Here is a 25,509-nt window from a genome sequence, read left to right as displayed (position 1 = left end):
GCTCGCCTTTTCGAATGCGCCGATTCTGGTCACTGCTGCTCGTCACCTTTCTCGTTGCCGCCTGCTCCAGCGCGCCGCAGCGGATATCGCGCGCGCCGGCCGAATCGAATACGACTGCTGCAAACCGCACTTTTGCCAAGCCATCCGGGTTTCCAAACTTCGTCGATCACAGCGTGGGGCGCGAGGAAATTTCCATTCAGGCAATGGCGCTTGTCGGCGTGCCGTATCGCTGGGGCGGGAATACACCGGAAGCCGGTTTTGATTGCAGCGGACTGGTTCGGTACGTGGTCGACCGCGCCGCCTCGGTCAACCTGCCACGCACGACCGCTGACATGAGCGGGCGCGGCGAGTCCATCGAACCAGACGAAGTCGCACCCGGCGACCTGATCTTCTTCAACACGACCGGACGCGCGCATTCGCATGTCGGGATCTACGTGGGCAAGCTGCGCTTCGTGAATGCGCCATCCACCGGCGGCACGGTCCGGCTTGATTATCTGACGAACCCCTACTGGGCGAAGCGCTTCGATGGCATCCGCCGCGTCGCCGCGCCTAAGTCGGCTCCAGCGCCTTTCGATTCACCGACGTATCTGGCGTCGCCCGTTCCCGCTCCGTCCGATGGCGCTGCCAGCCGGTCTGCGCCTGCACAAGTCGCGGCGGCGCCGAACAGTACCAACGCGGTTGACGCGTTCGAACCTCCGCCGCCGGTGTTGTCTGCCGCTCAGCGACAAGCGCAATCAGCCGGCGCGGTTTCGCCGGCTGTGTCTACCGCACGTGCGAGCGTCGATCCGTTCGAACCTCCGCCGTCCGCGCTTTCCGCCGCGCAACGTCAGGCGCTGGCGGCCAACGCAACCTCGCCAGTTCGGCAGCCGCAAGCGGAATCGAGCGCAATCGCTAAAGCATCGAATGCGCCGGACCCCATCGCCGCCGCCGCCGATGCCTTCGAACCACCGCCGCCGACCGCCCGCCTCGCGGCCCAACAAGTACGCGCGGTGCAGGAACAACAGCCATCGTCCGTGGCGCGCATTCCAGCTTCGGACCCGGCCGTCCACGTAATGCGTGCGTCGACGAATCCGCTCGTGCCCACGCGCCCCGCCGCCGCCGATGACCCCATCGCAAAGTTTGCCAACGGCGGCTACTGAGCCGCGAACGACGCACGCCTCTCCACACATCTCCTGACGCGCACACCCCGGCGGCCTCTGCTATCGTGTGTTGTCAAACGCTTGCCAGCATCGATTGCCAAGCGTCGAAGAATCGCAATCAGCCTCGATAAGGAGTGACCTCATGGACCTGGGACTTGCCGGGAAAGTCGTGCTCATCACGGGCGGCAGCAAGGGCATCGGCTTCGCATGCGCGCAGGCATTTGCAGCGGAAGGTGCGCGCGTCGCGATCGTTTCGCGCGATGCAGCGAACCTGGCGCGCGCCCGCGAACAGCTGGCGCAGCACGGACACCACGTGCATCTCGCACGCGCCGACCTTCACGAAGCGCACAGCGTGCAGGATGTGGTGGAGGAAGCCACGAGCGCGCTTGGCCCCATCGATATCCTTGTGAATTCCGCGGGCGCGGCGAAACGCTACGATCCCGATCTGCTCGATGCCGACGCCTACAAAGCCGCGATGGAAGCCAAGTACTTCCCATGCATCTATCCGCAGCAAGCGGTGCTGAAAAAAATGGCCGAGCGGCTGAAAGCGGACCCGAAGAGCGATCCGGGCGCGGTTGTGAACATCATCGGAATGGGCGGCAAGATTGCGAGCGATATTCACATTGCCGGTGGCGCGGCAAATGCGGCACTGATGCTGGCGACGGTTGGTCTCGCACATCATTACGCGAAACTAGGGATTCGCATCAACGCGATCAACCCGGGCGCGACCCTGACGGAACGTGTGGAGGAATCGCTCGCGCTCGAAGCCCAACGGCAAGGCATCACACGCGACGAAGCGCTGGCGCGCAGCCAGGCGAAAGTGCCGCTCGGCCGCTACGCCACTCCGGAGGAAATCGCGAACGTTGCATTGTTCCTGGCGAGCCGCCAGGCGAGCTACGTGTCCGGCGCAATCATTCCGATGGACGGCGTTGGCGCACCGTTGATTTAGAAACGAAAACGGGCGACTGATGTCGCCCGTTTCTTTAACTGCCTGATGGCATGCCGGCTTAGAAAAAGTGCCGACCTAGCCACCATGCAACGGCGGCCATTGCGGCAGATGCCGGAATCGTCAGAATCCACGCCCAGACGATGTTCCCCGCCACGCCCCAGCGCACCGCGCTGAACTTCTGCGTCGCGCCGACACCGACGATCGCGCCGGTAATCGTATGGGTGGTCGAGACGGGAATACCCAGAAACGAAGCCACGAACAGCGTGATCGCCCCGCCCGATTCCGCGCAAAACCCGCCGACTGGTTTCAGCTTCGTGATTTTCTGCCCCATCGTGCGCACGATGCGCCAGCCGCCGAAGAGCGTGCCGAGTCCCATCGACAAATAACATCCGCCGATCACCCAGATTGGCGGCGCGTCGGCTGTAACCGATGCATAACCCGCCGCAATCAGCAGCATCCAGATGATGCCGATGGTTTTCTGCGCGTCGTTACCGCCATGCCCGAGGCTATAGAGTCCCGCCGACACAAGCTGCAAGCGCCTGAAACGCCGGTCCACCTTCGACGGCGGCGTTCGGAAATACATCCACGAGACGATCAGCATGAAGAGCGACCCGAGCACAAAGCCGAGCAGCGGCGAAATGAAGATGAACGAAACGGTCTTGAGCAGGCCGTCGAGGTTAAGCGAACCCCAGCCGGATTTGGCCCATGCAGACCCGACCAGGCCGCCGATCAGCGCATGCGACGAACTCGACGGAATGCCATAGTGCCACGTGATGATGTTCCAGCCGATAGCGCCGACCAGCGCACCGAAGATCACATATTGATCGACGATTGCCGGATCGATGGTTCCCTTCCCTACGGTCGCTGCGACCTTCAAATGGAAGATGAAATACGCGATGACGTTGAAAGCTGCAGCAAAAGCCACGGCCTGCTGAGGTTTCAGCACGCCGGTAGAGACGACGGTTGCGATTGAGTTGGCGGCGTCGTGAAAACCGTTCATGAAGTCGAACACCAGCGCGACCACGACGAGCGTAATGACAGCCCAGAGGGCGAGTTGAATCGAATGCATCGTTTATCGAGTGAGTGGCGCGGCTGAAATCAGGCGTTTTCCAGCACGATGCCTTCGATGATGTTCGCGACATCCTCGCATTTATCGGTGATCGTCTCGAGCAGCTCGTAGATTGCCTTCAGCTTGATCAGCGTCTTGACGTTATCTTCTTCGCGGAAAAGCTTGGACATGGCCGAGCGCAGTACGCGGTCCGCATCGGACTCCAGACGGTCGATTTCTTCGCAGATCTTCAGGATTTCGCTGGCGCGCTTCATGTCCGCGAGAAGTTGCACGGCTTGCTGCACGCGCTCGGAAGTCGCCGTGCAGATATGAGCGAGCTGGCTCATTTCCGCAGTCGATTCGCGCACGTCGTAAAGCGAGATTGCCGTGGCGACATCCTCCATCAGGTCCAGGATGTCGTCCATGGTCGTGATGAGCTTGTGGATTTCGTCGCGATCGAGCGGCGTGATGAAGGTCTTGTGCAACAGGTCGATGGTTTCGTGCGTGAGCTTGTCAGCACGTTTTTCGTTCGTCTGGACGTTCTGCTTATGGACTTCCATCTGGTCCATGTTGTCGATCAGCAGTTCGAGTTCGTGGCTCGCGTCAACGATGCACTTCGCGTGCGCATTGAAGATTTCGAAAAATTTGCCCTCGGTGGGCATGAATCGACCGAACATGAAAATCCCGGAAAGTGGCTCAAAATGGGGCTGACATAAAACCGCCACATTGTACCTTCGCGGGAACGCTGCCGCACCCTGATCGGTAACAATCCGGGTGCGGTTGCAACATGAGTTCCTTTAGTCGCTGTAGAAATTCTGCGCGCCCGCAAAATTCTCGAACTTCGTGTATTGCCCCTGGAACGTGAGACGTACTGGCCCGATTGGGCCATTGCGCTGCTTGCCGATGATGATCTCGGCAGTACCTTTGTCGGGGCTGTCGGGGTTGTAAACTTCGTCCCGGTAAATAAACAAAATGACATCCGCATCCTGTTCGATAGCGCCGGATTCTCGCAAATCCGACATGATCGGACGCTTGTTTGGCCTCTGCTCAAGTCCGCGATTCAACTGCGATAACGCAACCACCGGGACATCGAGCTCTTTTGCGAGACTCTTGAGCGATCGCGAGATTTCCGAGATTTCCGTCGCGCGGTTTTCGCCGCCCGACCCGGACCCCGACATGAGTTGCAAATAATCGACGATGATCAAACCCAGCTTGCCGCACTGGCGCGCAAGGCGGCGCGAGCGCGAGCGCAGTTCCATCGGGTTGAGGCCACCGGTTTCATCGATAAAGATCTGCGCCTCACTCATTTTTTGCACTGCGTGGGTGAGCTTTGGCCAGTCTTCGTCCGTGAGACGGCCGGTACGCATCCGGTGCTGATCGAGGCGTCCGACCGAACCCAGCATACGCATGGTGAGTTGCGTGCCCGGCATTTCCATGGAAAACACGGCGACCGGCAGGCCGTACTCGACCGCCACATACTCGCCGATGTTCATGGAAAAAGCGGTTTTACCCATCGATGGGCGCCCTGCCACGATGATCAGCTCACCGCCGTGCATGCCCGAGGTCATGCGGTCCAGGTCGACAAAACCCGTCGGTGTACCGGTGACATCGCTGGGATTCGCGGTGTGATAAAGCGTGTCGATACGTTCGACAACTTCCGTCAAAAGCGGGCCAATCTCAAGAAACCCTTGCGTGCCGCGCGCGCCGCTTTCCGCAATCGAGAACACTTTCGCCTCGGCCTCGTCCAGCAACTGGCGCACTTCCTTGCCTTGCGGATTGAAGGCGTCGGCGGAGATTTCATCGGCGACGGAAACCAGGCGGCGCAAAACTGCCCGGTCGCGCACGATTTCCGCGTACCGGCGAATGTTGGCCGCGCTCGGCGTGTTCTGGGCCAGCGCGTTCAAATACGCGAGGCCGCCCACTTCCTCGGCCTTGCCCGTGTTGGTCAGCGCCTCATAGACCGTGATGACGTCGGCCGGACGCGTGGTCGCAATCAGCTTGCCGATCGCCTCGTAGATGATCCTGTGGTCGTAGCGGTAGAAATCGCTGTGCGACATCAAGTCCGCAATGCGATCCCACGCGGCGTTGTCGAGCAACAAGCCGCCAATGACGGACTGTTCGGCTTCGATGGAATGCGGCGGGACCTTCAGCGCATCCATTTGCGGATCTTTCGAGGGTGCGTTCATGGGGGCAATTATCGGCGAAATGACGGGGCGGCGGGCGAAGAGAAAACAAAAAAGGCGGGAACCGTTGAGGGTTCCCGCCCTTCCTTTACCACTTTACTTTTGCATCAGCGCCGGGAGACAACCCGGCTGGCTGGAAGCTTAAGCGTGCTCGCCCAGCACCGACACCGTCACGTCGACGACGACGTCCGTGTGCAATGCAACCTGGACAGCGTGATCGCCAACCAGCTTCAACGGGCCGTCGGCCAGACGCACTTGCGACTTTTCGACTTCTGCCAGACCTTGCTTCTTCAGCGCGTCGGCGATGTCCGCGTTCGTCACCGAACCGAACAAACGGCCGTCGACGCCCGCCTTCTGCGAGATCTGAACGGTTGCGCCGTTCAGCTTTTCGCCCTGAGCCGTAGCGATTGCCAGCTTTTCAGCTGCAACCTTTTCCAGTTCCGCACGGCGCACTTCGAATTCCGCGATCGCGTCCTTCGTTGCACGGCGAGCTTTCTTGCCCGGGATCAGGAAGTTACGTGCGTAACCGTCCTTGACCTTCACGATGTCGCCGAGGTTGCCCAGGTTGACGACTTTTTCCAAAAGAATGATTTGCATTTGGCTTTTCCTTATTGCGTCGTCTGATTAGGCCTTGTGCAGGTCGGTGTACGGCAGGAGCGCGAGAAAACGGGCGCGCTTGATAGCCGTGTCGAGCTGACGTTGGTAGTGAGCCTTCGTTCCAGTCAGACGAGCCGGCGTGATCTTGCCGTTCTCACCAACGAAGTCCTTCAGCGTGTCCGTGTCCTTGTAGTCGATGTAATCGACATTGGCCGCGGTGAAACGGCAGAACTTCTTGCGCTTGAAGAGCGGGTTTTGTTGCTGACGACGTTTGTCGAATTTCTTACCAGTCGGGCGGGGCATGTTCAGTCCTTTCCAATATCCTGCAATTCTGTGATGTGAAACACCAGGGTTCGCGCGTTGCGGTTTTTCTTCGCCATGAAGCCTGTAAAGAGCGTTTCGACGCCCATCGCAAGGCTTTCCAGCTTGCCGCTCGCAGCTCCGGCCGCTACCGCAGGAAGTGTCAGCTCGATCTGGCGGGGAATGCCCGCTTCGACAACTTCCGTACAGTGATGCAACGTGCAGCTTGCTATGGGGACGCCGGCGGGGGTGTACCGCACCGGTTCGCGTTCCACGACGCTTGCTGTCAGTTGCAGCCGGTTCACTTAAATCCTGGTGGCTTGACGCCTATGTTTAGGTATAGGCGACTAATTAAGCCTGCGCTTCAGTCGACGGCTGGCTGGCCGCCTTCTTGGCTTCTTCGCGGTGCACTTCCTTCATCATCGGCGACGGGCCGGTTTCGGCCTTCTTCATCTTGACGATCAGGTGACGCAGCACTGCGTCATTGAACTTGAATGCGTGCTCCAGCTCTTCCAGGGTTTCCTGGCTGCATTCGATGTTCATGCACACGTAGTGAGCCTTCGCGAGTTTCTCGATCATGTAAGCCAGCTGACGGCGGCCCCAGTCTTCGATGCGGTGGATCGAACCACCGTGCGACGTGATCGTGGTTTTGTACCGTTCGATCATGGCGGGCACTTGCTCGCTCTGATCCGGATGCACGATAAATACGATTTCGTAATGACGCATTGTTACTCCTTGAGGATATAAAGCCACCCGGGCGTCGGACCGGTGCGGCAAGAGAGAAGCCAGCGATTATAGCCGGATCTGGATGCGCGTACAACTAAATCGGGCTTTTCGCGCTTTAGTTCCGCTGTGTTTTCAATGGCTTAGGCATCAACAAGGCATCAACAAGGCATCGGCAAGGCATCGGCAACAGGCTTTTAGCCAACCGGTACGGTCTAGTGTCAGCGGCTCCAGTAATCCGGCTGCGCATAGATTTTCTTCAAATAATCAATGAAGTAGCGCACTTTCGCCGGAATGTAGCGCTGTTGCGGATACACCGCGAGGATGTCGTAGTCAGGCAGCGCAAATTCGTCCAGCACGGTTTCCAGTTCGCCCGCAGCCAGTTGCCGCTGGATCTCCCATGTCGAGCGCCAGCCGAGTCCGTGGCCTTCGGATACCCATCGATGGAGCAATTCGCCGTCGTTGCAATCCAGGTTGCCGGACACGCGCACGGTCGCCAGCTTGCCGTTTCGACGGAAATACCAGCCGCGGTTCTGGCCGCCCTGCAGGTTGAATGCAAGGCAGTTGTGGCGCGGAAGGTCATCGAGCGTTTTCGGCTTGCCGTGCTTCTTGAAGTACGCGGGCGTGCCGCAGACCACGCGATGATTCTCGGCGAGCTTCACGGCCACGAAATTCTGGTCCACCGCGCCGCCGATTCTTATCGACAAGTCGTAGCCCTCGCGGATCAGGTCCGCCACGCGGTCGTTCAGGTTGAACGACATCTGCAGCGCGGGTTTGTCGGCGAGAAAACCGGGGGCATGCGGCGCCACGTGCATTCGCCCGAAAGCTGCGGGCGCCGAGACGATCAGATGACCATCGACGGTGCGCTGGCCATCGGCGAGCTCGTTTTCCGCCTGGTTCCAGTCGGCGAGCAGCCCGCGGCAGCGTTCCAGGAATGCCGCACCCTCCTCGCTCACCACCAGACGGCGCGTCGAGCGGTACATCAGTTTGACGCCCAGACGTTTTTCCAGCGCATCGATACGCCGCCCGAGAATCACCGGCGACACGCCCTCCTCCAGCGCGGCCGCGGCAAGACTGCCGGCCTCGGCGACTTTCACGAACGTCTCTATTTGCCTGAAGCGATCCATTTTGTTTGTCTCCGTATTTGTCCGTTCGATACTTTTTGTATCGGATCAAACGACTCTGGCTGATCTTATCAACACTCCGGCACACGCATAAAGTCCATCAAACGACGTTCTGCAATGGCGGGACGCAACGAAACACACAGTGGATGGAGACAGTCATGACCAAAATGCGAGCTGTAGATGCAGCCGTTCTCGTGCTGGAAAAAGAAGGGATCGAAATGGCGTTCGGCGTGCCGGGCGCGGCCATCAATCCGTTCTACTCGGCGTTGCAGCGGGCCGGCAGTATCGGCCACGTGCTGGCGCGGCACGTGGAAGGCGCGTCGCACATGGCTGAAGGTTATACGCGGGCGTCGCCGGGAAATATTGGCGTGTGTATCGGAACGTCGGGACCCGCCGGGACCGACATGATCACCGGTCTCTATTCCGCCCAGGCCGATTCGATTCCGATCCTCGCCATCACGGGCCAGGCGCCGCGCTCGCGTCTCTACAAGGAAGATTTCCAGGCCGTCGATATCGAGTCGATCGCGAAGCCGGTGACCAAGTGGGCGGTCACGGTGCGCGAACCGGCGCTTGTGCCGCGCGTGTTCCAGCAGGCGTTTCACCTGATGCGTTCGGGCCGTCCGGGTCCGGTGCTGGTCGATTTACCGATTGACGTGCAGCTCGCCGAAATCGAATTCGATATCGATACCTACGAACCCCTGCCCGTCTACAAGCCGAAAGCCACCCGCGCCCAGGTCGAAAAAGCACTGACGATGCTGACCACGTCCGAGCGGCCGTTGATCGTGTCCGGCGGCGGCGTGTTGAATGCGGCTGCTGAAGATCTGCTCGTGGAGTTCGCCGAGCTGATCAACGTGCCGGTGATCCCGACGCTGATGAGCTGGGGCGCAATCGCCGACGACCATCCGCTGATGGCCGGCATGTGCGGCTTGCAGACCGCGCACCGGTACGGCAACGCCAACATGCTTGCGTCGGACTTCGTTCTCGGCATCGGCAATCGCTGGGCGAACCGTCATACGGGCAGCGTCGAGGTCTATACGAAGGGCCGTACGTTCGTGCACGTGGATATCGAGCCGACGCAGATCGGCCGCGTGTTCGGACCGGATCTCGGGATTGTCTCCGACGCCAAATTCGCGCTCGAACTTTTCGTGGAAGTGGCGCGCGAATGGAAGGCAGCGGGCAAGCTGAAGGATCGCGGAACGTGGGTGGGCGAATGCCAGGAACGCAAGCGCACGATGCATCGCAAGACGCACTTCGACAACGTGCCGATGAAGCCGCAGCGCGTCTACGAAGAGATGAACAAGGTCTTCGGACGCGACACCTGCTACATCTCGACGATCGGTCTCTCGCAGATCGCCGGCGCGCAGTTCCTGCACGTGTACAAGGCGCGCAACTGGATCAATTGCGGCCAGGCCGGCCCGCTCGGCTGGACGATTCCGGCAGCGCTCGGTGTGCGTGCAGCGGACCCGCAACGGCCGATCGTGGCGCTCTCCGGCGACTACGACTTCCAGTTCATGATCGAAGAGCTGGCTGTGGGTGCGCAGTTCCGCTTGCCTTACATTCACGTGGTCGTGAACAACTCGTACCTCGGTTTGATCCGCCAGGCGCAACGCGGCTTCGATATGGACTACTGCGTGCAGCTCGCGTTCGAGAACATCAACGCGCCCGATCTGAACGGGTATGGCGTGGATCACGTGGCGGTGGCCGAAGGTCTGGGTTGCAAGGCGATGCGCGTCTTCAAACCGGAAGATCTCGCCCCGGCGCTGCGCAAGGCCGAAGGGATGCTCGCGGAGTTCGGCGTGCCGGTCATCGTGGAAGTGATTCTGGAGCGCGTGACGAACATTGCGATGGGCACGGAAATCGATGCCATCAACGAGTTCGAGCCGCTCGCCGAAACCGAGCAGGACGCGCCGACGGCCATTGCGTCGACATCGAACGCCTGAGTACCAGTCAGAACGTAGCCTGAATGCAGCCTGAGAGAGTAGAAACCATGCCGAAATTTGCCGCAAACCTGACGATGCTGTTCAACGAAGTGCCCTTCCTCGACCGCTTTGCAGCGGCAGCGGAAGCGGGTTTCGAGGCGGTGGAGTTCCTGTTTCCGTATCCGTACTCCATCGCGGATCTGCGCCAGCGTCTTGACGACAACAACCTTCAGATCGTGCTGCATAACCTCCCGGCCGGCAATTGGGAAGGCGGCGAGCGTGGCATCGCGTGTCTGCCGGACCGCAAGGAAGAGTTTCGCGAAGGCGTGTCGAAGGCGATCGAATACGCGAAGGCGTTGAACGTGCCGCAACTCAATTGCCTGGTCGGTATTCCGCCTGCTTCGGTGAGCCGTGAGGACGCACGGGCGACCATCGTTGAGAATTTGAAGTTCGCCGCCGCCGCGTTGAAGAAGGAAGGCATCAGGCTGCTGGTCGAGCCGTGCAATCACTTCGATATCCCCGGCTTCGCGCTGAACAAATCGCAGGAAGGGCTGGATGTGATCCGCGATGTCGGCTCGGACAACCTGTTCCTGCAGTACGACATCTATCACATGCAGCGCATGGAAGGCGAACTTGCGGCGACGATCAAACGCAACCTGCCACTGATCGCGCACGTTCAACTCGCCGACAACCCCGGCCGCAACGAACCGGGCACGGGCGAGATCAACTATCCGTTCCTGTTCTCGCTGCTGGATTCGGTCGGCTATCAAGGCTGGATCGGTTGCGAATACAAGCCGCGTGCGACGACCGAAGCCGGCCTTGGATGGCTGAGCGAGCTTGCAGGCTGGAAGAACGCGCGCGCGGTGGCTTGAAGCCACGACCCGACAACTGGAGGAGACACACGTAATGGCAACAATCGGTTTTATCGGACTTGGCATCATGGGCGCCCACATGGCGCGCAACCTGAAAAAAGCGGGCCACACGCTGGTCCTGAACGGCGCGTATCCGGTGCCTGAGGATCTGCGCTCGCTCGGCACGGTCGTCGGCAGCTCGACGGAAGTGACGCGCGGCAGCGAAATCATCGTCCTGATGGTGCCGGACACGCCCGACGTCGCCAACGTCCTGTTCGCCGACGACGGCGTGGCGAAGGGTCTCGAGAAAGGCCAGCTCGTGATCGACATGAGCTCCATCTCGCCCATCGAAACGCAGGCATTCGCCAAGAAGATCAACGCATTGGGTTGCGATTACCTCGATGCACCCGTCTCCGGCGGCGAAGTCGGCGCGCGTGAAGCGACGCTCACCATCATGGTCGGCGGCCCGGAAGCTGCGTTCGAACGCGCGAAGCCGCTCTTCGAAGCGATGGGCAAGAACATCACGCTCATCGGCGATAACGGCGCGGGGCAAACCTGCAAGGTGGCCAACCAGATCATCGTGGCACTCAACATTGAAGCCGTGGGTGAAGCGCTGCTGTTTGCATCGAAGTCCGGCGCCGATCCCGAGCGCGTACGCAAGGCATTGATGGGCGGCTTCGCGGCATCGCGGATCCTGGAAGTTCACGGCGAGCGCATGACCAAGCGCACGTTCAACCCGGGCTTCCGGATCGAACTGCATCAAAAGGACCTGAATCTGGCATTGGAAAGCGCCAAGAAGCTTGGACTCGCGTTGCCGCATACGGCGAGCGCGCAGCAACTGTTCAGCGTCTGCGTGGCGAACGGCGGGCGCGAGTGGGATCACTCGGGCATGGTCCGGGCGCTGGAACTGATGTCGAATCATCAGGTTACCGAAGGAAACTGAATTGCTGAAAACCGGCTGATCTCCGGTGGGTTGCAAGAAGTGTAATAACGTTGGGTCCGTCTAGCGGCGCCCGGCGATGACGTGGAAGCCTTGGTCGGTCAGACGTCATTGCCGGGTGTCCGCCTGCCGGATCTTTTTTTGTTTTTGATTCAAGCTTTGCTTCAAGTTTTTGTTTCACTTCGTGCCCGTCCACACAGTATTACAACTCCTCCCGTGAACACCGCGAACTAAGCCCGATGCCGTGCGACTAAGAGGCTCGGCTTTATCCGGCCGTCTCATTGGCTTAATACAGGAGTTGCAACATGGGCATGTTCAGTTTCATCAAGGAAGCGGGCGAGAAGTTGTTCGGCGCCGTATCGACAACCGCATCGGCTGCGCCAGCAGCGCCGGATGTAGCGGCGTTGAACAAGACTGCGGGAGACGCGATCGCTGCGTACATCCGCAATCAGGGCCTCACGGCCGACAACCTGCAAGTCACGTTCGACGGCGCATCGCATACGGTCACAGTTAGCGGCCAGGCCGCCGATCAGGCGACCAAGGAGAAGATTCTCGTCGCGGCAGGCAACGTGCAGCATGTCGACAAGGTCGACGATCACATCACCGTTCTGAATCCCACGCCCGTTTCACAATTTCACACTGTGGCCGCGGGCGACAATCTCTGGAAGATCGCGACCAAGTACTACGGCAACGGCGCGAAGAACGACGTGATTTTCGAGGCCAACAAGCCGATGCTCAGCAGCCCGGACAAGATTTATCCGGGACAGGTCTTGCGGATTCCGCCGCTGGCTTGAGTAGGTTGAGTCGGTTGAAGAATTGAAGAACGCGAACCGTGGTTCGCGTTTTTTATTGCCTGAATCAACGCGGCAAGGCAGGATCGGCCTATCAATGACATCCTTTTTCCGGAGTGCGCATGAACGGTCCCGATCCGAAGAACAAACATCCCATGGAAGGCTTTCCGCAAGTCTGTTTTATCAAGAACACTGTCAAGAATCCGAATATCGTGGTCGGTGACTACACGTATTACGACGATCCCGAAGACGCCGAGCACTTCGAACGCAACGTGCTTTACCACTTTCCGTTTATTGGCGACAAGCTGATCATCGGGAAATTTTGTGCTATCGCCAAAGGCGCCCAGTTCATCATGAACGGCGCCAATCACAAACTCTCCGGTATCTCGACGTATCCGTTTCAAATCTTCGGCAATGGCTGGGAAAAGGTCATGCCATCGCTTTCCGACTTGCCGTATAAGGGCGATACGGTAATAGGCAACGACGTCTGGATTGGCTACGACGCGCTGATCATGCCGGGCGTCAGGATCGGGGACGGCGCGATTGTGTCGTCGAGATCGGTGGTGACCGGCGATGTCGCGCCCTATACGATCGTAGGCGGCAATCCGGCGAAAACCATCAAGGCCCGCTTCGCGCCCGAAGCCGTTGCCCGGCTGCAGGCCATCGCCGGGTGGGACTGGCCTGTCGAAACCATCACCCGACACCTGGAACAGATCGTGTCGGGCGATATCGAGCGATTGAGCGAGTGTGCGAATCAGTAGGTATCGAAGACGTTTTGCAGGTCTCTCGATGCAACACCCGCGGCCAGCGCCAGCATCAACAGCACGCGGGCCTTGTACGGGTTCAGGCTTCCCGCCGTGATCGAGCCGAGCGCGTCGTCCGGCGCCGCGCCGTTGCGCATCACGTGACCCGAACCGACACGCGATGACCGCACGACCACTACGCCGTGCTTCGTGGCATCGGCGACGGCTTGCTGCATGGTTGAGTGGATCGAGCCGTTTCCCGTACCGGCAATTACCAGCCCTTTCGCGCCGGCGGCGACCAGGGCGTCGATAGCCACTCGCGATGCCCCCGCATAGCTCGCCACGATCTCGACCGCCGGCAATTCAGCCGCGATCTCGAACGGCGTCTGCAGCGTGTGGGGTCTCACGACCGTGCGCTGATATTCGACCTGTCCGTCCTGAACCCAGCCGAGCGCGCCGCCCTCAGGCGATCGGAAGGCATCGACGGCGTAGGTGCTGGTCTTGGTGACATCGCGCCCGCTGTGGATCTGATTGTTGAACGCGACCAGCACGCCCTGCTTCCACGATGCCTTGCTCGCAGCCACAGTGACCGCGTTGAGCAAATTGAGCGGGCCATCGGCGGATAAGGCAGTCGATGGCCGCATGGCCGCCGTCAGCACAACCGGCTTGTCGCTCTTGACGGTGAGATGCAGCAGATACGCGGTTTCTTCGAGCGTATCCGTGCCATGAGTGATGACGACGCCATCGATGTCATCCTGCGCGAGCAAGACATTCACGCGTGCGCATAAATTGGCCCAGAGCGCCGGCGTCATGTCCTTGCTGTCGATACTCGCGACTTGCTCCGAGTGAATCCGCGCAACCTGCGACAAGGACGGCACGGCGTGGAGCAGTTTGTCGACGCCGACAACGCCGGCCTTGTAACCCGAGGTTTTCGCGACATCGCTCGCCTCGCCCGCGATGGTGCCACCGGTGGCGAGGACGGCAATCTGCGGCAATGAAGTGTGTAAGGAGTTCATGCCGCAATTGTAGCGGAGCGTGTCTGAAGCGAGTTTTACGCCGCCTCGCGCAACTGCGCCGCGATTTGCGCTTCATCCAGTTGCGGCGCGAACATCTCGATCAGCTTGTACGCGTAAGCGCGAAGGAAGGCGCCCTTGCGCAAGCCCACGCGCGTGGTGCTCGCCTCGAACAGATGTTGGGTATCGAGCGCGACGAGTTCGGTGTCGCGTTTTTCATCGAAGGCCATTGCAGCCACAATGCCGATACCCATGCCCAGCTCCACATAGGTCTTGATCACGTCGGCATCGATGGCGGTCAGCACCACGTCCGGCATTGCGCCCACTTTCGCGAACGCCTGGTCGACGTGCGAACGGCCGGTGAAATCGTTATCGTAGGTGACGATCGGGTATTCGGCGATTTCGTCGAGCGTGAGGTTCTCGCGCCCGACCAGCGGATGGCCCTTCGGCACGACTACCGTGTGATGCCACGAATAGCATGGGAAGGTAATGATGTCCGGATACCGGTCGAGCGCTTCTGTCGAAATACCGATGTCCGCCTCGCCATTGATGATCATCTGCGCGATCTGCTGCGGGCTGCCCTGGCGCAGCGCGAGGTGGACTTTCGGGAACACCTCGGTGAACCGGCGAATGACTTTCGGCAATGCATAACGCGCCTGCGTGTGAGTCGTCGCGACCACCAGATGGCCGTTGTCCTGGTCGGCGAACTGGCGCGCAACGCGGCGCAGGTTTTCGGCATCGAGCAGCATGCGTTCGATCACCTGATGCACTTCCTTGCCCGGCTCGGTCAGGCCCGTCAGACGCTTGCCGCGACGAATGAAAATGTCGACGCCGAGTTCATCCTCGAGGTCCTTGATCTGCTTCGATACACCCGATTGCGACGTATAAAGCACGTTCGCGACCTCGGTCAGATTCATGTTCTGGCGCACGGCCTCGCGGACGAAACGCAGTTGCTGGAAGTTCATGTCAGCCTCTCTTCTTGGGTAGTCTCAATGTGCCGGGAACACGCGCAGCATGCGCGGGACGGCGGTCACGCCATCGCCTATGTTCAGGTTCAAAGCGCGCCACGTCTCGCGATCCAGTTCGGCTTCGAGCACGTTGCCTTCCGCGCCTTCCAGGTCCACGCGCACCGAACCGCCGAGCGTCACGACGCGGCGCACGTCGACCACGATCCCGTCGCGATGACTCGACGCCGTCGGGAACAGCGTGAGATCGTGCGGCCGGACGTAGGCGACCGCCGGACCCGTGAAGCTGGCTTCGGTCGCGATCGGTTTGGCGGCGCCTTGCGCCACGAAACCTTGTGCATCGACGGTCCCTTTCAGGCGGTTTGCCGCGCCCAGGAACTCGTAGACGAACGACGTCTGCGGATGATCGTAGACGTCTTGCGGGCTGCCCACTTGCTCCACATGTCCGCGATTGAGCACCACGATCCGGTCCGCGACCTCCAACGCTTCTTCCTGGTCGTGCGTGACGAAAATGGTCGAGATATGCAGGTCGTCATGCAGACGGCGCAACCAGCTACGCAGCTCCTTCCGGACCTTGGCATCCAGCGCGCCGAAGGGTTCGTCGAGCAGCAGCACTTTCGGCTCTACAGCCAATGCACGCGCCAGCGCAATGCGCTGCCGCTGACCACCCGACAACTCCGATGGAAACCGTTGCGCAAGCCAATCGAGCTGGACAAGCTTCAGCAGCTCATGCACTTTCTCGCGGATCACGGCTTCCGGCGGCCGTTCCTTGCGCGGTTTCACGCGCAGCCCGAACGCGACGTTCTCGAACACGGTCATATGGCGGAACAGCGCGTAATGCTGGAACACGAAACCGACCTGACGTTCGCGCGCGCCGACTTCCGCGACGTCTTCGCCGTTCAGCACGACCGAACCCGCATCCGCGTATTCGAGTCCCGCGATTACGCGCAACAACGTGGTCTTGCCGCAGCCCGACGGTCCAAGCAACGCGACCAGCTCGCCCGCGGGGAAGTCCAGCGAGACGTTATCCAGCGCGACGAAATCGCCAAAGCGCTTTTGCAAATTGCGAACGATGATGCTCATGGTGATCTTCGCCTTCTAGTTCTGGAGTGACGCGGCCGCGGGCTTGTGTACATCGATATCGGCAGGCCGGGCTTGCGCGGCTTTTATCGATTTCTCCATGCGGTTTTCGGCGAGCAGTTTCAGCCCGAGCGTGACGAGCGCCAGCAGCGCCAGCAACGAGGCCACGGCGAACGCCGCCGAGAAGTTGTATTCGTTGTAGAGAATTTCGACGTGCAGCGGCATGGTGTCGGTCTGGCCGCGAATATGGCCCGAGACCACGGACACGGCGCCGAACTCGCCCATCGCCCGCGCGTTACAGAGGATCACGCCGTACAGGAGACCCCACTTCACATTGGGCAGCGTCACGCGCCGGAAGATTTGCCAGCCCGACGCGCCAAGCACGTGCGCCGCTTCTTCTTCGTCGTTGCCTTGGGCCTGCATCAGCGGGATCAGCTCACGGGCGACAAACGGGAACGTGACGAAGATCGTTGCTAGGACGATGCCCGGCACGGCAAAGATGATCTGCACGTTATGGTCGATGAGCCATGGTCCGAACCAGCCTTGCGCGCCGAACATCAGCACGTAGATGAGGCCCGAGACGACCGGCGAGACCGAAAACGGCAAGTCGATCAGCGTGGTGAGAAATGCCTTGCCACGAAACTCGAACTTGGCGATCGCCCACGAAGCGCAGAGTCCAAACACAACGTTCAGCGGCACGGCAATGGCCGCCGTGATCAACGTGAGCTTGATGGCGGACCACGCATCGGGGTCCTTCAACGAATCGAAGTAATACGCCACGCCCTTCGCAAAGGCCTGCGCAAACACGGCAGCAAGCGGCACGACGAGAAACAGCGCGAGAAAGATCAGCGCGATCGTCGTCAGGATCCAGCGCACGGCGCGCGATTCGGTAACGGGATCGAGCTTGTGTTCGATGGCACGCAGCGCCCCGAGATCCGCCGCTTTCTGGTCGACGCCGCTCATGCTTTGGCTCCATCGACATGCAGTGAACCGGCCAGCGCCGGCGCGGGACCCGCTCCGCCGCGGCTGGTGCGCCGCTGGAGGAACCATTGCAGCGTGTTGATCAGGAGCAGCATCAAGAAGGACACGCACAGCATCACGACCGCAATCGCGGTCGCCCCGGCATAGTCGTACTGTTCCAGCTTCGTGATGATCAGCAACGACGTGATTTCGGATTTCATCGGCACATTACCCGCGATGAAAATCACCGACCCGTACTCGCCCAGCGCGCGCGCGAAGGCAAGCGCGAAGCCGGTCAGAAGCGCGGGGAACAGCGACGGCAGGACCACGCGGCGAAACGTCAGCCAGCGAGTCGCGCCAAGGCACGCGGCGGCTTCTTCCTGTTCGCGCTCGAAGTCTTCGAGCACCGGCTGCACGGTCCGCACCACGAACGGCAAGCCGATGAACGTCAGCGCCACCAGCACGCCCAGCGGCGTAAACGCCACTTTGAGCCCGAGCGGCGCGAGAAATTGTCCGATCCAGCCATTGGGCGCATACACGGCCGCGAGCGCAATGCCTGCTACGGAGGTAGGCAACGCAAACGGCAGATCGACTACAGCGTCCACGATCCGCTTGAATGGAAACGTATAGCGGACCAGCACCCAGGCGACCAGAAAGCCGAACACGGCGTTGATCAGCGCGCCGCCGAGCGCGGCCGAAAACGTCAGCCGATACGACGCCAGCACACGCGGCGACGTGACGGCTCGCACGAACGTTGCCCAGTCGAGGGTGGCCGTCTTGGCAAAGGTCGCGGCGAGCGGAATCAACACCACGAGGCTCAGATACGCCACCGTGACGCCGAGCGTCAGGCCGAAGCCCGGCAGCGCGCTGGGCTTGCGGAAAGTGAAAGTTGTCATGCGTCCATCATCCAGTACCGTTGCGTCGCGGGGAACGGCGCTTCGGGGTTCTGACCGTCTGTGCGGCCGTGGTGGTGTTGCTGGTTTTTTGTGGCTTCTTACGACTACAGCATCGCGAGCGGATCAACGCAGGCGATGCTGTGCTTCATGCTTTGAAACTCGCCGCTATTACTGCGGCTGATAGATCGAATCGAACACGCCGCCATCGGCGAAATGCGTCTTTTGCGCCTTGGTCCAGCCGCCAAACGAATCATCGATGGTGTACAGCTTGATCTTTGGGAACTGCTTGGTGAATGCGGCCGGAACCGTTGCCGAACGCGGACGATAAAAATTGCGCGCCGCAATCTCCTGCCCTTCCTCGCTATACAAGTACTTGAGGTACGCCTCGGCCAGCTTGCGTGTGCCATGACGGTCAACGACCTTGTCGACGACTGCCACCGGCGGCTCAGCCAGAATGCTCACCGAAGGCACCACAATCTCGAATTTGTCCGCACCGAATTCCTTCAGCGACAGGAACGCCTCGTTTTCCCAGGCGATCAGCACGTCGCCCTGACCGCGTTGCACGAAGCTCGTGGTGGCGCCACGCGCGCCTGAATCGAGCACGCCGGCGTTCTTATAGAGCTTGGTCACGAAATCCTTGGCGGTCGTCGCATTGCCACCCGGCAAATGTTCGGCGTATGCCCATGCCGCGAGGTAGTTCCAGCGGGCGCCGCCGGAAGTCTTCGGATTCGGCGTCACAATCGATACACCCGGCTTCAGCAGATCCGGCCAGTCCTTGACCTGCTTGGGGTTGCCCTTACGAACGAGGAACACGATAGTCGATGTATAAGGCGACGCGTTGTCCGGCAAACGCTTCTGCCAGTCCTGCGCGACCAGACCCTTGGCCGACAATGCATCGATGTCATAAGCCAGCGCCAGTGTTACCACGTCAGCCTGCAAGCCATCCAGAACCGAGCGCGCCTGACCGCCCGACCCACCGTGCGACTGCTTGAACGTGACCGTCTCGCCGGTCTCGGCCTTCCATTTCTTGCCAAAAGCCTGGTTGAAGTCCTGATACAACTCGCGCGTCGGGTCGTACGACACGTTGAGAAACGACGTATCGGCGTGCGCTTGCGCGATCATCCCGATTCCCGACGCAGCCCCGATAACCGCCGTTGCAAGCAGTTTCCTGGCACGCACGCCCCACCCCGATCTACGACTCAACATTCCCCTTCTCCGTCTTATGGTATTCGATGGGCTGAGTCTATCGACGGCCTTTCATTATTAAAAATAATTGTTCTTCATGTTTTTAGATCAAAAAGTGCTAATGAAGGCTGGCAACGGCGTTGCGACCGGTAAACGGGTGTTGGAGCAGCCTGTTTTCTCGCTCTGTGTGGTCTGGACGACGCCGAACTTAAAGTAAAGCTTGAAAAGCGGCGAATACTGTATAAAACTACAGGCATCTGTTCATCCATACAGTGGGTGGCGGACCAGACAAGGGGCTAAAGCACGTGACCAAGACAAGCAAACTGACTGCGCGGCAGCAAGAGGTGTTCGAACTGATCCAGCGCGCAATCGAGCGCACGGGATTTCCGCCCACGCGCGCCGAGATCGCGGCGGAACTCGGTTTCAGTTCGGCCAATTCCGCCGAAGAGCATCTTCGTGCGCTGGCCCGTAAAGGCGTGATCGAGCTGGCGGCGGGTTCCTCACGCGGCATTCGGTTGCTGAACCAGCCAGGTCCTGATGACGGACCGCATCAATTCACATTGCCGCACGCGAGCATCATGCAATTGTCCCTGCCGCTGGTCGGGCGCGTGGCTGCAGGCAGCCCGATCCTTGCGCAGGAACATATCTCGCAGCACTTCGCTTGTGACCCGGCACTGTTCTCGAGCAAGCCCGACTACCTGTTGAAGGTTCGCGGGCTTTCCATGCGCGACGCCGGCATCTTCGACGGTGACCTGCTCGCAGTGCAGAAGAAGAACGAGGCAAAAGACGGCCAGATCGTCGTCGCGCGGCTCGGTGACGACGTGACGGTGAAACGCTGGAAGCGTCGCCCGGACGGCGTCGAACTGATCGCCGAGAATCCCGACTACGAAAACATCTTCGTGGCTTCGGGCAGCGACGAATTCGCACTTGAAGGTATCGCCGTCGGACTGATCCGATCCGGCGAATTGTGATGTGCTTCGAGCGCGGTCGACTTGATGCCCACGCTCTGATTCTCGTCTTTTGATTGCTGCTTTCTGATCCGCTCTGCGGCGGCGGGCGCTCCCGCTACCAGCCGCGCCGCGGTTGAATTTCCGGCCTTATAAAGCGTGACGGACATCGCATCCGCGATGAACCGGCGCGCACCCTATTGTTCACGGAGAAACATCATGGAACGATTTGCCCGCCTGTTTTCTGCCTCGTTTTTATCTGCTTCGTCGGCTGCGTCAGCTTCTTTCGCGCCCGCAGCACGGTCGCCGCTTTCATTCAGGCAATTCCGCGAGTTCGGCCGCTTTCGTCATCTGCGCGCGCTGATCTCCTGCAAGACCCGCAAGGACACAAACACGCCCGACATGTTCGACGAACCGCCTGTGCTGCCTTCGCGGCAACCTGCGTTTGCACGGGTGTCGCTCAGCGCATCGGTTCATGCGCAAGCCGAGCGCCGTGCGCCGGTGCGGGTTTATCGCGGCGAATCGCGCGTGATCATGGTGGGCAACATTGAAGCGGTTTCGCGCATGATCGACCGTTATATCGACGAAGAACGCGCGGGCGTCGAAGGCGGTCTTCTTGCGTGACCTCCAGGTAATCCTCGTGATTGTTCGAGTTTGAGGGATAGATTTCGTGACGGCGCGGTCAATTGAGATTGGTTGTCAGTTGGTCGTCGTCAATCACCTCGAACTCACGAAGGCACCCTGACGTATGTCTCGCATCAGCAAATCCGTTCTAACCGCACTGATCGTAATTGCGGCCGTCGCAGCGCTCGGACTACTTTATGCATCACCTTATATTGCGCTGGACCGCATGAAACGCGCCGCCGATGCGCGCGATGCCGAGACGGTGAACGCGTACGTGGATTTTCCGCTGCTGCGAGAGAGTCTGAAGGAACAAGTCGGGCAACTGCTTACCCGGAAGATCGATGTACGTAAAAGCGGCAATCCGCTGGCGTTGCTGGGCGCAATGATTGGCGCCGCGCTGATCGGTCCACTCGTGGATTCGTACGCAACGCCGGATGGCGTGGCGGCAATCCTGAACGGTATACCGCCGCGAGGCGATCCCGGCGAGAAACCGCCGGCTCCGCCCTCGCCCGATTCCGCCACACCTGGCACGGCACCCAGCGCACAGCAATCTCCGCCTGTCACGAGCGCGCCGGCGCAACCGGCGCCCAAGCAGCCGCCACAAACAACGGCGGGTTATAGAAGCTTCGACACGTTCACGGTGAACTACCGGCACGGCGCCGGTGACGCGCGCTATTCGGCCATTCTCAAACGATACGGCCTGTTCTCGTGGAAGCTGGTCGGCATCGAGTTGAACGGATGAACCGGGCTTCAGGTACCTTGACGCCCTGCATCCTCACACACTCACTTCGGCCTTGACGGGGACTGCGGCGTGGGCGGCATCTTCCTGCTCGGCCGTCGATCCGGTCGGCGACACGGCCACCAGAATGCTGCACGAGACGCGGTCCATCAGCGGCGTGTTCCCCGCGCCCATCCACCACCGCGCCAGCCCGGTGCGGCAACGGTGTCCCACCACGACCAGATCCACCTGAAGACTTTGCGCAAGCCCGGCAATCTCATCGATAGGGTGCCCGAACGCAAAATGACCCTCGGCATGTACACCACGCTCGGTCAGCCAATCCACGCCTTCGTGCAGGATGTCGCGGGCGGCGTCTTCAAAGCGCCCGCAGGCCATGTCGGTGAGGAGGCCCGCGCTTTGCGCGATGCTCGAACGCATATCGACAACGGCCAGCAGATGGGTTTCGGCTTTTAGCTCGAGCGCGAGATTTGCGCCGTCGCGTAACGCCTTGCGTCCTTCGCGGGAGCCGTCGTAGCACAGCAGGATTTTTCGGTAGCTTGCCATGGTGGTTCTCCGCGCTGCTCGTGGCAGCAAAGGGCATCGAAAAAAACAGTCTTCAACGTATTGCGCGTGTTGCCCCGTGCCATCGGGCAACATGACGCGAGTGGCGTTGCCGTCATCATGGTGCGTTGCCAAATCGCTTGCAACGATGGAAAACGCTAATGCATGTGCGCCGCCGGAAAAACGTCAAGCGTGCGGCGTGCCAGCGCCTGCAGTTCCTTGCTGGGCGGGCATTCCGGACATTGACCGCCTCCTGCCGCAATCTTGGCGCAACCGTACTCAAGCGAGGATGCGCATTGGCAGTGCAGGCAATAGCGGCGACGCGCCGCGCTGGTGCAATCGATTAAACTAAGCAGCTTGTTTCCTGACCCCACGCCGAGTTCCTACGCATGGCAGATGCAGCAGTGTTATCCCTCGACACGCCCGCCGCGGACCACGCGCCGGCGACTCCGGCTATCGAATTCATCGATGTCCGGAAACACTACGGCGACAAGACCGTCGTCAATGGCTTGTCGTTCCACGTGCAGCCGGGAGAGTGTTTCGGACTGCTGGGGCCGAACGGCGCTGGCAAGACAACCACGCTCAAGATGCTGCTCGGACTGGCCGCACCGGACGCCGGCACCATCAATCTGGTCAGTGAACCCATTCCATCCCGCGCGCGCTTCGCACGGCGCCGCGTGGGTGTGGTTCCGCAATTCGACAATCTCGATCCCGATTTCACCGTTCGCGAAAACCTGCTGATCTTCGGCCGCTATTTCGGCATGAGCGGGCGCGAGATTGAAGCCGTGGTTCCGTCGCTGCTGGAATTTGCGCGGCTGGAAAGCAAGGCGAATGCGCGCGTCGGCGAGTTGTCGGGCGGCATGAAGCGGCGATTGACGCTTGCCCGCGCGCTCGTGAACGATCCCGACGTTCTGGTCATGGACGAACCGACCACAGGCCTCGATCCCCAGGCGCGTCACCTGATCTGGGAGCGTCTGCGCTCGCTGCTCTCGCGCGGCAAGACAATTCTGCTCACAACGCACTTCATGGAGGAAGCCGAACGGCTTTGCGACCGGCTGTGCGTGATCGAGGAAGGACGCAAGGTGGCGGAAGGCAAACCCGATGAGCTGATCGAACGGGTGATTGGTTGCGACGTCATCGAAATCTACGGGCCTGATCCGCAAGCACTGCGGGACGAGCTCACGCCGTTTGTCGGGCGGATGGAAATAAGCGGCGAAACGCTGTTTTGTTACGTCGATGACCCCGCCCCCGTGCATCAGCGAGTAAAGGGGCGGCCGGGCGTGCGTTACCTGCACCGCCCGGCGAATCTCGAAGATGTGTTTTTGCGCCTGACCGGGCGCGAGATGGTGGACTGATCAATGGCGAGCGAACCGCAAACAAGCGCCGCAAGCGCGCCCCGGCCTGTCGAACAGAAGCGCGCGGACGAGCCGTTCCTGTCGTCCATGCCGGCGAACGCATCGAACTGGATTTCGGTCTGGCGGCGAAACTATCTCGTCTGGAAGAAACTCGCGATTGCGTCGATGTTCGGTAATCTCGCCGATCCCATGATCTATTTATTCGGCCTGGGTCTCGGGCTCGGACTGATGGTCGGTCATGTGGACGGTGTTTCGTACATCGCGTTCCTGGCGGCGGGCACGGTTGCGTCGAGCGTGATGATGTCGGCGAGCTTCGAGGCCATGTATTCCGGCTTTTCGCGTATGCACGTCCAGCGCACGTGGGAAGCGATCATGCATACACCTTTGACGCTCGGCGATATCGTGCTGGCCGAGATCATATGGGCGGCGAGCAAGTCGGTGCTCTCGGGTGTGGCGATCATGCTGGTCGCCGGTGTGCTCGGGTACGCGAGTTTTCCATCGATGCTTTACGCGCTGCCCGTCATCGTCCTGACCGGTCTGGCGTTTTCCAGCACGGCGATGATCGTGACCGCGCTCGCGCCGAGCTATGACTTTTTCATGTTCTACCAGACCCTCGCGCTCACGCCCATGTTGTTGCTCTCGGGCGTGTTTTTCCCGCTGACGCAATTGCCGGCGCTCGCCCAGCATGTCTCGTTGTTGTTGCCGTTATCGCACGCGGTCGCGTTGATCCGGCCCGCGATGCTGGATCGTCCGCCGGAGCATGTCTTTCTGCACGTTGCAGTGCTTCTGGCTTATGCAATCGTCCCGTTTTTCCTCTGCGCGATTCTGTTCCGCCGGCGCATGATGCGCTGATAAAAAAAGCCGCTCAGCCTGGCGCTCGAGCGGCTTTCCAACTGCCAGTCACACGCTCACTTCAAACCCGGCGTGAACTCCTTGTGACCGCCGAACCCAAAGCGCATTGCCGACAACATCCTGTCGGCGAACGAATTGCCGTCGCGAGAACGGAAGCGCGAGTAAAGCGCCGCTGACAACACCTGCGCCGGCACTGCTTCCTCGATCGCCGCCTCGATGGTCCAGCGGCCTTCACCGCTATCGGCAACTTCAGCCGAGTATTTGTCGAGCGTTCCGTTGCCCGCCAGCGCGCCCGCCGTCAGATCGAGCAGCCATGACGACACCACGCTGCCGCGCCGCCAGACTTCGGCGACATCGGCGAGATCGAGATCATAGCGCTGCGCCTCGGGCAAATCAGTCGATGACTTGTGCTTCAGGATATCGAACCCTTCCGCATACGCCTGCATCAAGCCGTATTCGATACCGTTATGCACCATCTTCACGAAGTGCCCCGAACCGACCGGCCCGACATGCATATAGCCATTTTCGACGCGTGCATCGCGACCTTCGCGATTGGGCGTCTCAGGAATGTCGCCGCGTCCCGGAGCCAGCACGGAGAAGATGGGATCGAGCCGCTGCACCACATCCTGCTCGCCGCCGATCATCATGCAATAGCCGCGTTCCAAGCCCCAGACGCCGCCGGACGTACCGACATCGACGAAATGAATGCCCTTCTGCTTGAGCTTCGCCGCGTGGATGATGTCGTCCTTGTAGAAGCTGTTGCCGCCGTCGATGATCGTGTCACCCGCTTCCAGGATCTCGTAGAGATCGTTCATGGAATCTTCGGTGATCTTGCCCGCCGGCAACATCAGCCAGACGGTTCGCGGCGCTTCGAGCTTCTTCACCAGGTCGCCGAGGTCGCTTGATCCTGTCGCGCCGTCGGCAACCACGGCTTGAGTCGCGTCCGGGTTGTGGTCGTACACCACGCATGTTTGCTTGCCGCGCATGAGACGGCGTGCGATGTTTGCGCCCATCCTGCCGAGTCCAACGATTCCTATCTGCATGAC

28 protein-coding genes are annotated in these 25,509 nt (G+C 60.4%); 12 read left to right on the top strand and 16 right to left on the bottom strand.

The window, feature by feature from the left end; genetic code table 11:
- Positions 1–14: 14 nt before the first annotated feature.
- Both AXG89_RS12705 and AXG89_RS12700 read left to right on the top strand, forming a co-directional pair.
- Complete coding sequence (locus tag AXG89_RS12705; protein ID WP_062169860.1) at positions 15–1,139, top strand: NlpC/P60 family protein; 1,125 nt, start codon at positions 15–17, stop codon at positions 1,137–1,139.
- Positions 1,140–1,281: 142 nt separating this feature from the next.
- Complete coding sequence (locus AXG89_RS12700) at positions 1,282–2,088, top strand: SDR family oxidoreductase (RefSeq protein ID WP_061999255.1); 807 nt, start codon at positions 1,282–1,284, stop codon at positions 2,086–2,088.
- 58 nt (positions 2,089–2,146) lie between these two features.
- Here the strand turns inward: AXG89_RS12700 and AXG89_RS12695 are convergent, their stop codons facing one another.
- The 8 genes from AXG89_RS12695 to AXG89_RS12660 form a co-directional block, all read right to left on the bottom strand.
- Positions 2,147–3,157, bottom strand: a complete 1,011-nt coding sequence (locus tag AXG89_RS12695) for an inorganic phosphate transporter (RefSeq protein ID WP_061999254.1) — start codon at positions 3,155–3,157, stop codon at positions 2,147–2,149.
- Between the two features lie 29 nt (positions 3,158–3,186).
- Positions 3,187–3,813 (bottom strand): DUF47 domain-containing protein, encoded by a 627-nt coding sequence (locus tag AXG89_RS12690; RefSeq protein ID WP_056353092.1) that lies wholly within the window; start codon positions 3,811–3,813, stop codon positions 3,187–3,189.
- Between the two features lie 120 nt (positions 3,814–3,933).
- A complete protein-coding gene (locus tag AXG89_RS12685; protein ID WP_060857247.1) occupies positions 3,934–5,322 on the bottom strand; it encodes a replicative DNA helicase in 1,389 nt (462 codons plus the stop codon).
- Positions 5,323–5,460: 138 nt separating this feature from the next.
- The gene (gene rplI / locus AXG89_RS12680) at positions 5,461–5,916 is read right to left on the bottom strand and encodes a 50S ribosomal protein L9 (RefSeq protein WP_061999252.1); all 456 of its coding nucleotides are present in this window, start codon (positions 5,914–5,916) and stop codon (positions 5,461–5,463) included.
- Between the two features lie 27 nt (positions 5,917–5,943).
- A complete protein-coding gene (rpsR, locus tag AXG89_RS12675) occupies positions 5,944–6,219 on the bottom strand; it encodes a 30S ribosomal protein S18 (protein WP_061999251.1) in 276 nt (91 codons plus the stop codon).
- Between the two features lie 2 nt (positions 6,220–6,221).
- Positions 6,222–6,521, bottom strand: a complete 300-nt coding sequence (gene priB / locus AXG89_RS12670; protein WP_061999250.1) for a primosomal replication protein N — start codon at positions 6,519–6,521, stop codon at positions 6,222–6,224.
- Positions 6,522–6,567: 46 nt separating this feature from the next.
- Positions 6,568–6,942 carry a 30S ribosomal protein S6 gene (rpsF, locus tag AXG89_RS12665; RefSeq protein ID WP_056353082.1) on the bottom strand — a complete coding sequence of 125 codons (375 nt, stop codon included), beginning with the start codon at positions 6,940–6,942 and terminating at the stop codon, positions 6,568–6,570.
- A gap of 218 nt (positions 6,943–7,160) precedes the next feature.
- Complete coding sequence (locus AXG89_RS12660; RefSeq protein WP_062169859.1) at positions 7,161–8,066, bottom strand: LysR family transcriptional regulator; 906 nt, start codon at positions 8,064–8,066, stop codon at positions 7,161–7,163.
- Positions 8,067–8,221: 155 nt separating this feature from the next.
- Between AXG89_RS12660 and gcl the strand changes: the two genes are divergently transcribed.
- The 5 genes from gcl to AXG89_RS12635 all read left to right on the top strand — a co-directional run bounded on the left by gcl (position 8,222) and on the right by AXG89_RS12635 (position 13,325).
- A complete protein-coding gene (gcl, locus tag AXG89_RS12655; protein WP_062000821.1) occupies positions 8,222–10,003 on the top strand; it encodes a glyoxylate carboligase in 1,782 nt (593 codons plus the stop codon).
- Positions 10,004–10,050: 47 nt separating this feature from the next.
- Complete coding sequence (gene hyi / locus AXG89_RS12650) at positions 10,051–10,854, top strand: hydroxypyruvate isomerase (protein WP_062169858.1); 804 nt, start codon at positions 10,051–10,053, stop codon at positions 10,852–10,854.
- Between the two features lie 34 nt (positions 10,855–10,888).
- Positions 10,889–11,776, top strand: coding sequence for a 2-hydroxy-3-oxopropionate reductase (gene glxR, locus AXG89_RS12645; RefSeq protein WP_062169857.1), 888 nt, complete (start codon positions 10,889–10,891; stop codon positions 11,774–11,776).
- Between the two features lie 302 nt (positions 11,777–12,078).
- On the top strand, positions 12,079–12,567 hold the full coding sequence (gene lysM, locus AXG89_RS12640) for a peptidoglycan-binding protein LysM (protein ID WP_061999247.1): 489 nt from the start codon (positions 12,079–12,081) through the stop codon (positions 12,565–12,567).
- Positions 12,568–12,686: 119 nt separating this feature from the next.
- The gene (locus AXG89_RS12635; RefSeq protein WP_062169856.1) at positions 12,687–13,325 is read left to right on the top strand and encodes a Vat family streptogramin A O-acetyltransferase; all 639 of its coding nucleotides are present in this window, start codon (positions 12,687–12,689) and stop codon (positions 13,323–13,325) included.
- Here AXG89_RS12635 and AXG89_RS12630 read toward each other — a convergent pair.
- The 6 genes from AXG89_RS12630 to AXG89_RS12605 form a co-directional block, all read right to left on the bottom strand.
- Positions 13,319–14,323, bottom strand: coding sequence for an asparaginase (locus AXG89_RS12630; RefSeq protein ID WP_061999245.1), 1,005 nt, complete (start codon positions 14,321–14,323; stop codon positions 13,319–13,321). The two genes, AXG89_RS12635 and AXG89_RS12630, sit on opposite strands and share 7 nt — an antisense overlap.
- Positions 14,324–14,358: 35 nt before the next feature.
- Positions 14,359–15,285 (bottom strand): CysB family HTH-type transcriptional regulator, encoded by a 927-nt coding sequence (locus AXG89_RS12625; protein ID WP_061999244.1) that lies wholly within the window; start codon positions 15,283–15,285, stop codon positions 14,359–14,361.
- 24 nt (positions 15,286–15,309) lie between these two features.
- Positions 15,310–16,368 carry a sulfate/molybdate ABC transporter ATP-binding protein gene (locus tag AXG89_RS12620; RefSeq protein WP_062169855.1) on the bottom strand — a complete coding sequence of 353 codons (1,059 nt, stop codon included), beginning with the start codon at positions 16,366–16,368 and terminating at the stop codon, positions 15,310–15,312.
- Between the two features lie 15 nt (positions 16,369–16,383).
- A complete protein-coding gene (gene cysW / locus AXG89_RS12615; protein ID WP_061999242.1) occupies positions 16,384–17,328 on the bottom strand; it encodes a sulfate ABC transporter permease subunit CysW in 945 nt (314 codons plus the stop codon).
- Complete coding sequence (gene cysT / locus AXG89_RS12610; RefSeq protein WP_061999241.1) at positions 17,325–18,221, bottom strand: sulfate ABC transporter permease subunit CysT; 897 nt, start codon at positions 18,219–18,221, stop codon at positions 17,325–17,327. Before cysT ends, cysW begins: the two co-directional genes overlap by 4 nt.
- Before the next feature lie 168 nt (positions 18,222–18,389).
- Complete coding sequence (locus tag AXG89_RS12605) at positions 18,390–19,427, bottom strand: sulfate ABC transporter substrate-binding protein (protein ID WP_062169854.1); 1,038 nt, start codon at positions 19,425–19,427, stop codon at positions 18,390–18,392.
- A 284-nt stretch (positions 19,428–19,711) separates the two neighbouring features.
- On the opposite strand from AXG89_RS12605, the gene lexA reads away from it, so the two are divergent.
- The 3 genes from lexA (at position 19,712) to AXG89_RS12590 (ending at position 21,719) form a co-directional block, all read left to right on the top strand.
- Positions 19,712–20,377, top strand: coding sequence for a transcriptional repressor LexA (lexA, locus tag AXG89_RS12600; protein ID WP_062000819.1), 666 nt, complete (start codon positions 19,712–19,714; stop codon positions 20,375–20,377).
- Positions 20,378–20,572: 195 nt separating this feature from the next.
- Complete coding sequence (locus AXG89_RS12595; RefSeq protein WP_236873335.1) at positions 20,573–20,977, top strand: hypothetical protein; 405 nt, start codon at positions 20,573–20,575, stop codon at positions 20,975–20,977.
- 124 nt (positions 20,978–21,101) lie between these two features.
- Positions 21,102–21,719 (top strand): DUF2939 domain-containing protein, encoded by a 618-nt coding sequence (locus AXG89_RS12590; protein WP_062169853.1) that lies wholly within the window; start codon positions 21,102–21,104, stop codon positions 21,717–21,719.
- A gap of 33 nt (positions 21,720–21,752) precedes the next feature.
- Here AXG89_RS12590 and AXG89_RS12585 read toward each other — a convergent pair whose 3' ends face one another.
- On the bottom strand, positions 21,753–22,259 hold the full coding sequence (locus tag AXG89_RS12585; RefSeq protein WP_061999238.1) for a universal stress protein: 507 nt from the start codon (positions 22,257–22,259) through the stop codon (positions 21,753–21,755).
- Between the two features lie 386 nt (positions 22,260–22,645).
- Here AXG89_RS12585 and nodI point away from each other — a divergent pair, with 386 nt between their 5' ends.
- Positions 22,646–23,611, top strand: a complete 966-nt coding sequence (nodI, locus tag AXG89_RS12575) for a nodulation factor ABC transporter ATP-binding protein NodI (RefSeq protein ID WP_062169851.1) — start codon at positions 22,646–22,648, stop codon at positions 23,609–23,611.
- A gap of 87 nt (positions 23,612–23,698) precedes the next feature.
- Positions 23,699–24,463, top strand: a complete 765-nt coding sequence (locus AXG89_RS12570; RefSeq protein WP_236873422.1) for an ABC transporter permease — start codon at positions 23,699–23,701, stop codon at positions 24,461–24,463.
- Positions 24,464–24,519: 56 nt separating this feature from the next.
- On the opposite strand, the gene gnd is transcribed toward AXG89_RS12570, so the two are convergent.
- Positions 24,520–25,506 (bottom strand): phosphogluconate dehydrogenase (NAD(+)-dependent, decarboxylating), encoded by a 987-nt coding sequence (gnd, locus tag AXG89_RS12565; protein ID WP_061999235.1) that lies wholly within the window; start codon positions 25,504–25,506, stop codon positions 24,520–24,522.
- Positions 25,507–25,509 lie beyond the last annotated feature (3 nt).

The sequence above is a fragment of the Burkholderia sp. PAMC 26561 genome (assembly GCF_001557535.2).
Lineage (GTDB): Bacteria > Pseudomonadota > Gammaproteobacteria > Burkholderiales > Burkholderiaceae > Caballeronia.
The sequence above is the reverse complement of the archived record's forward strand: the minus strand, read 5'-3'. Positions and strand labels throughout refer to the sequence as shown.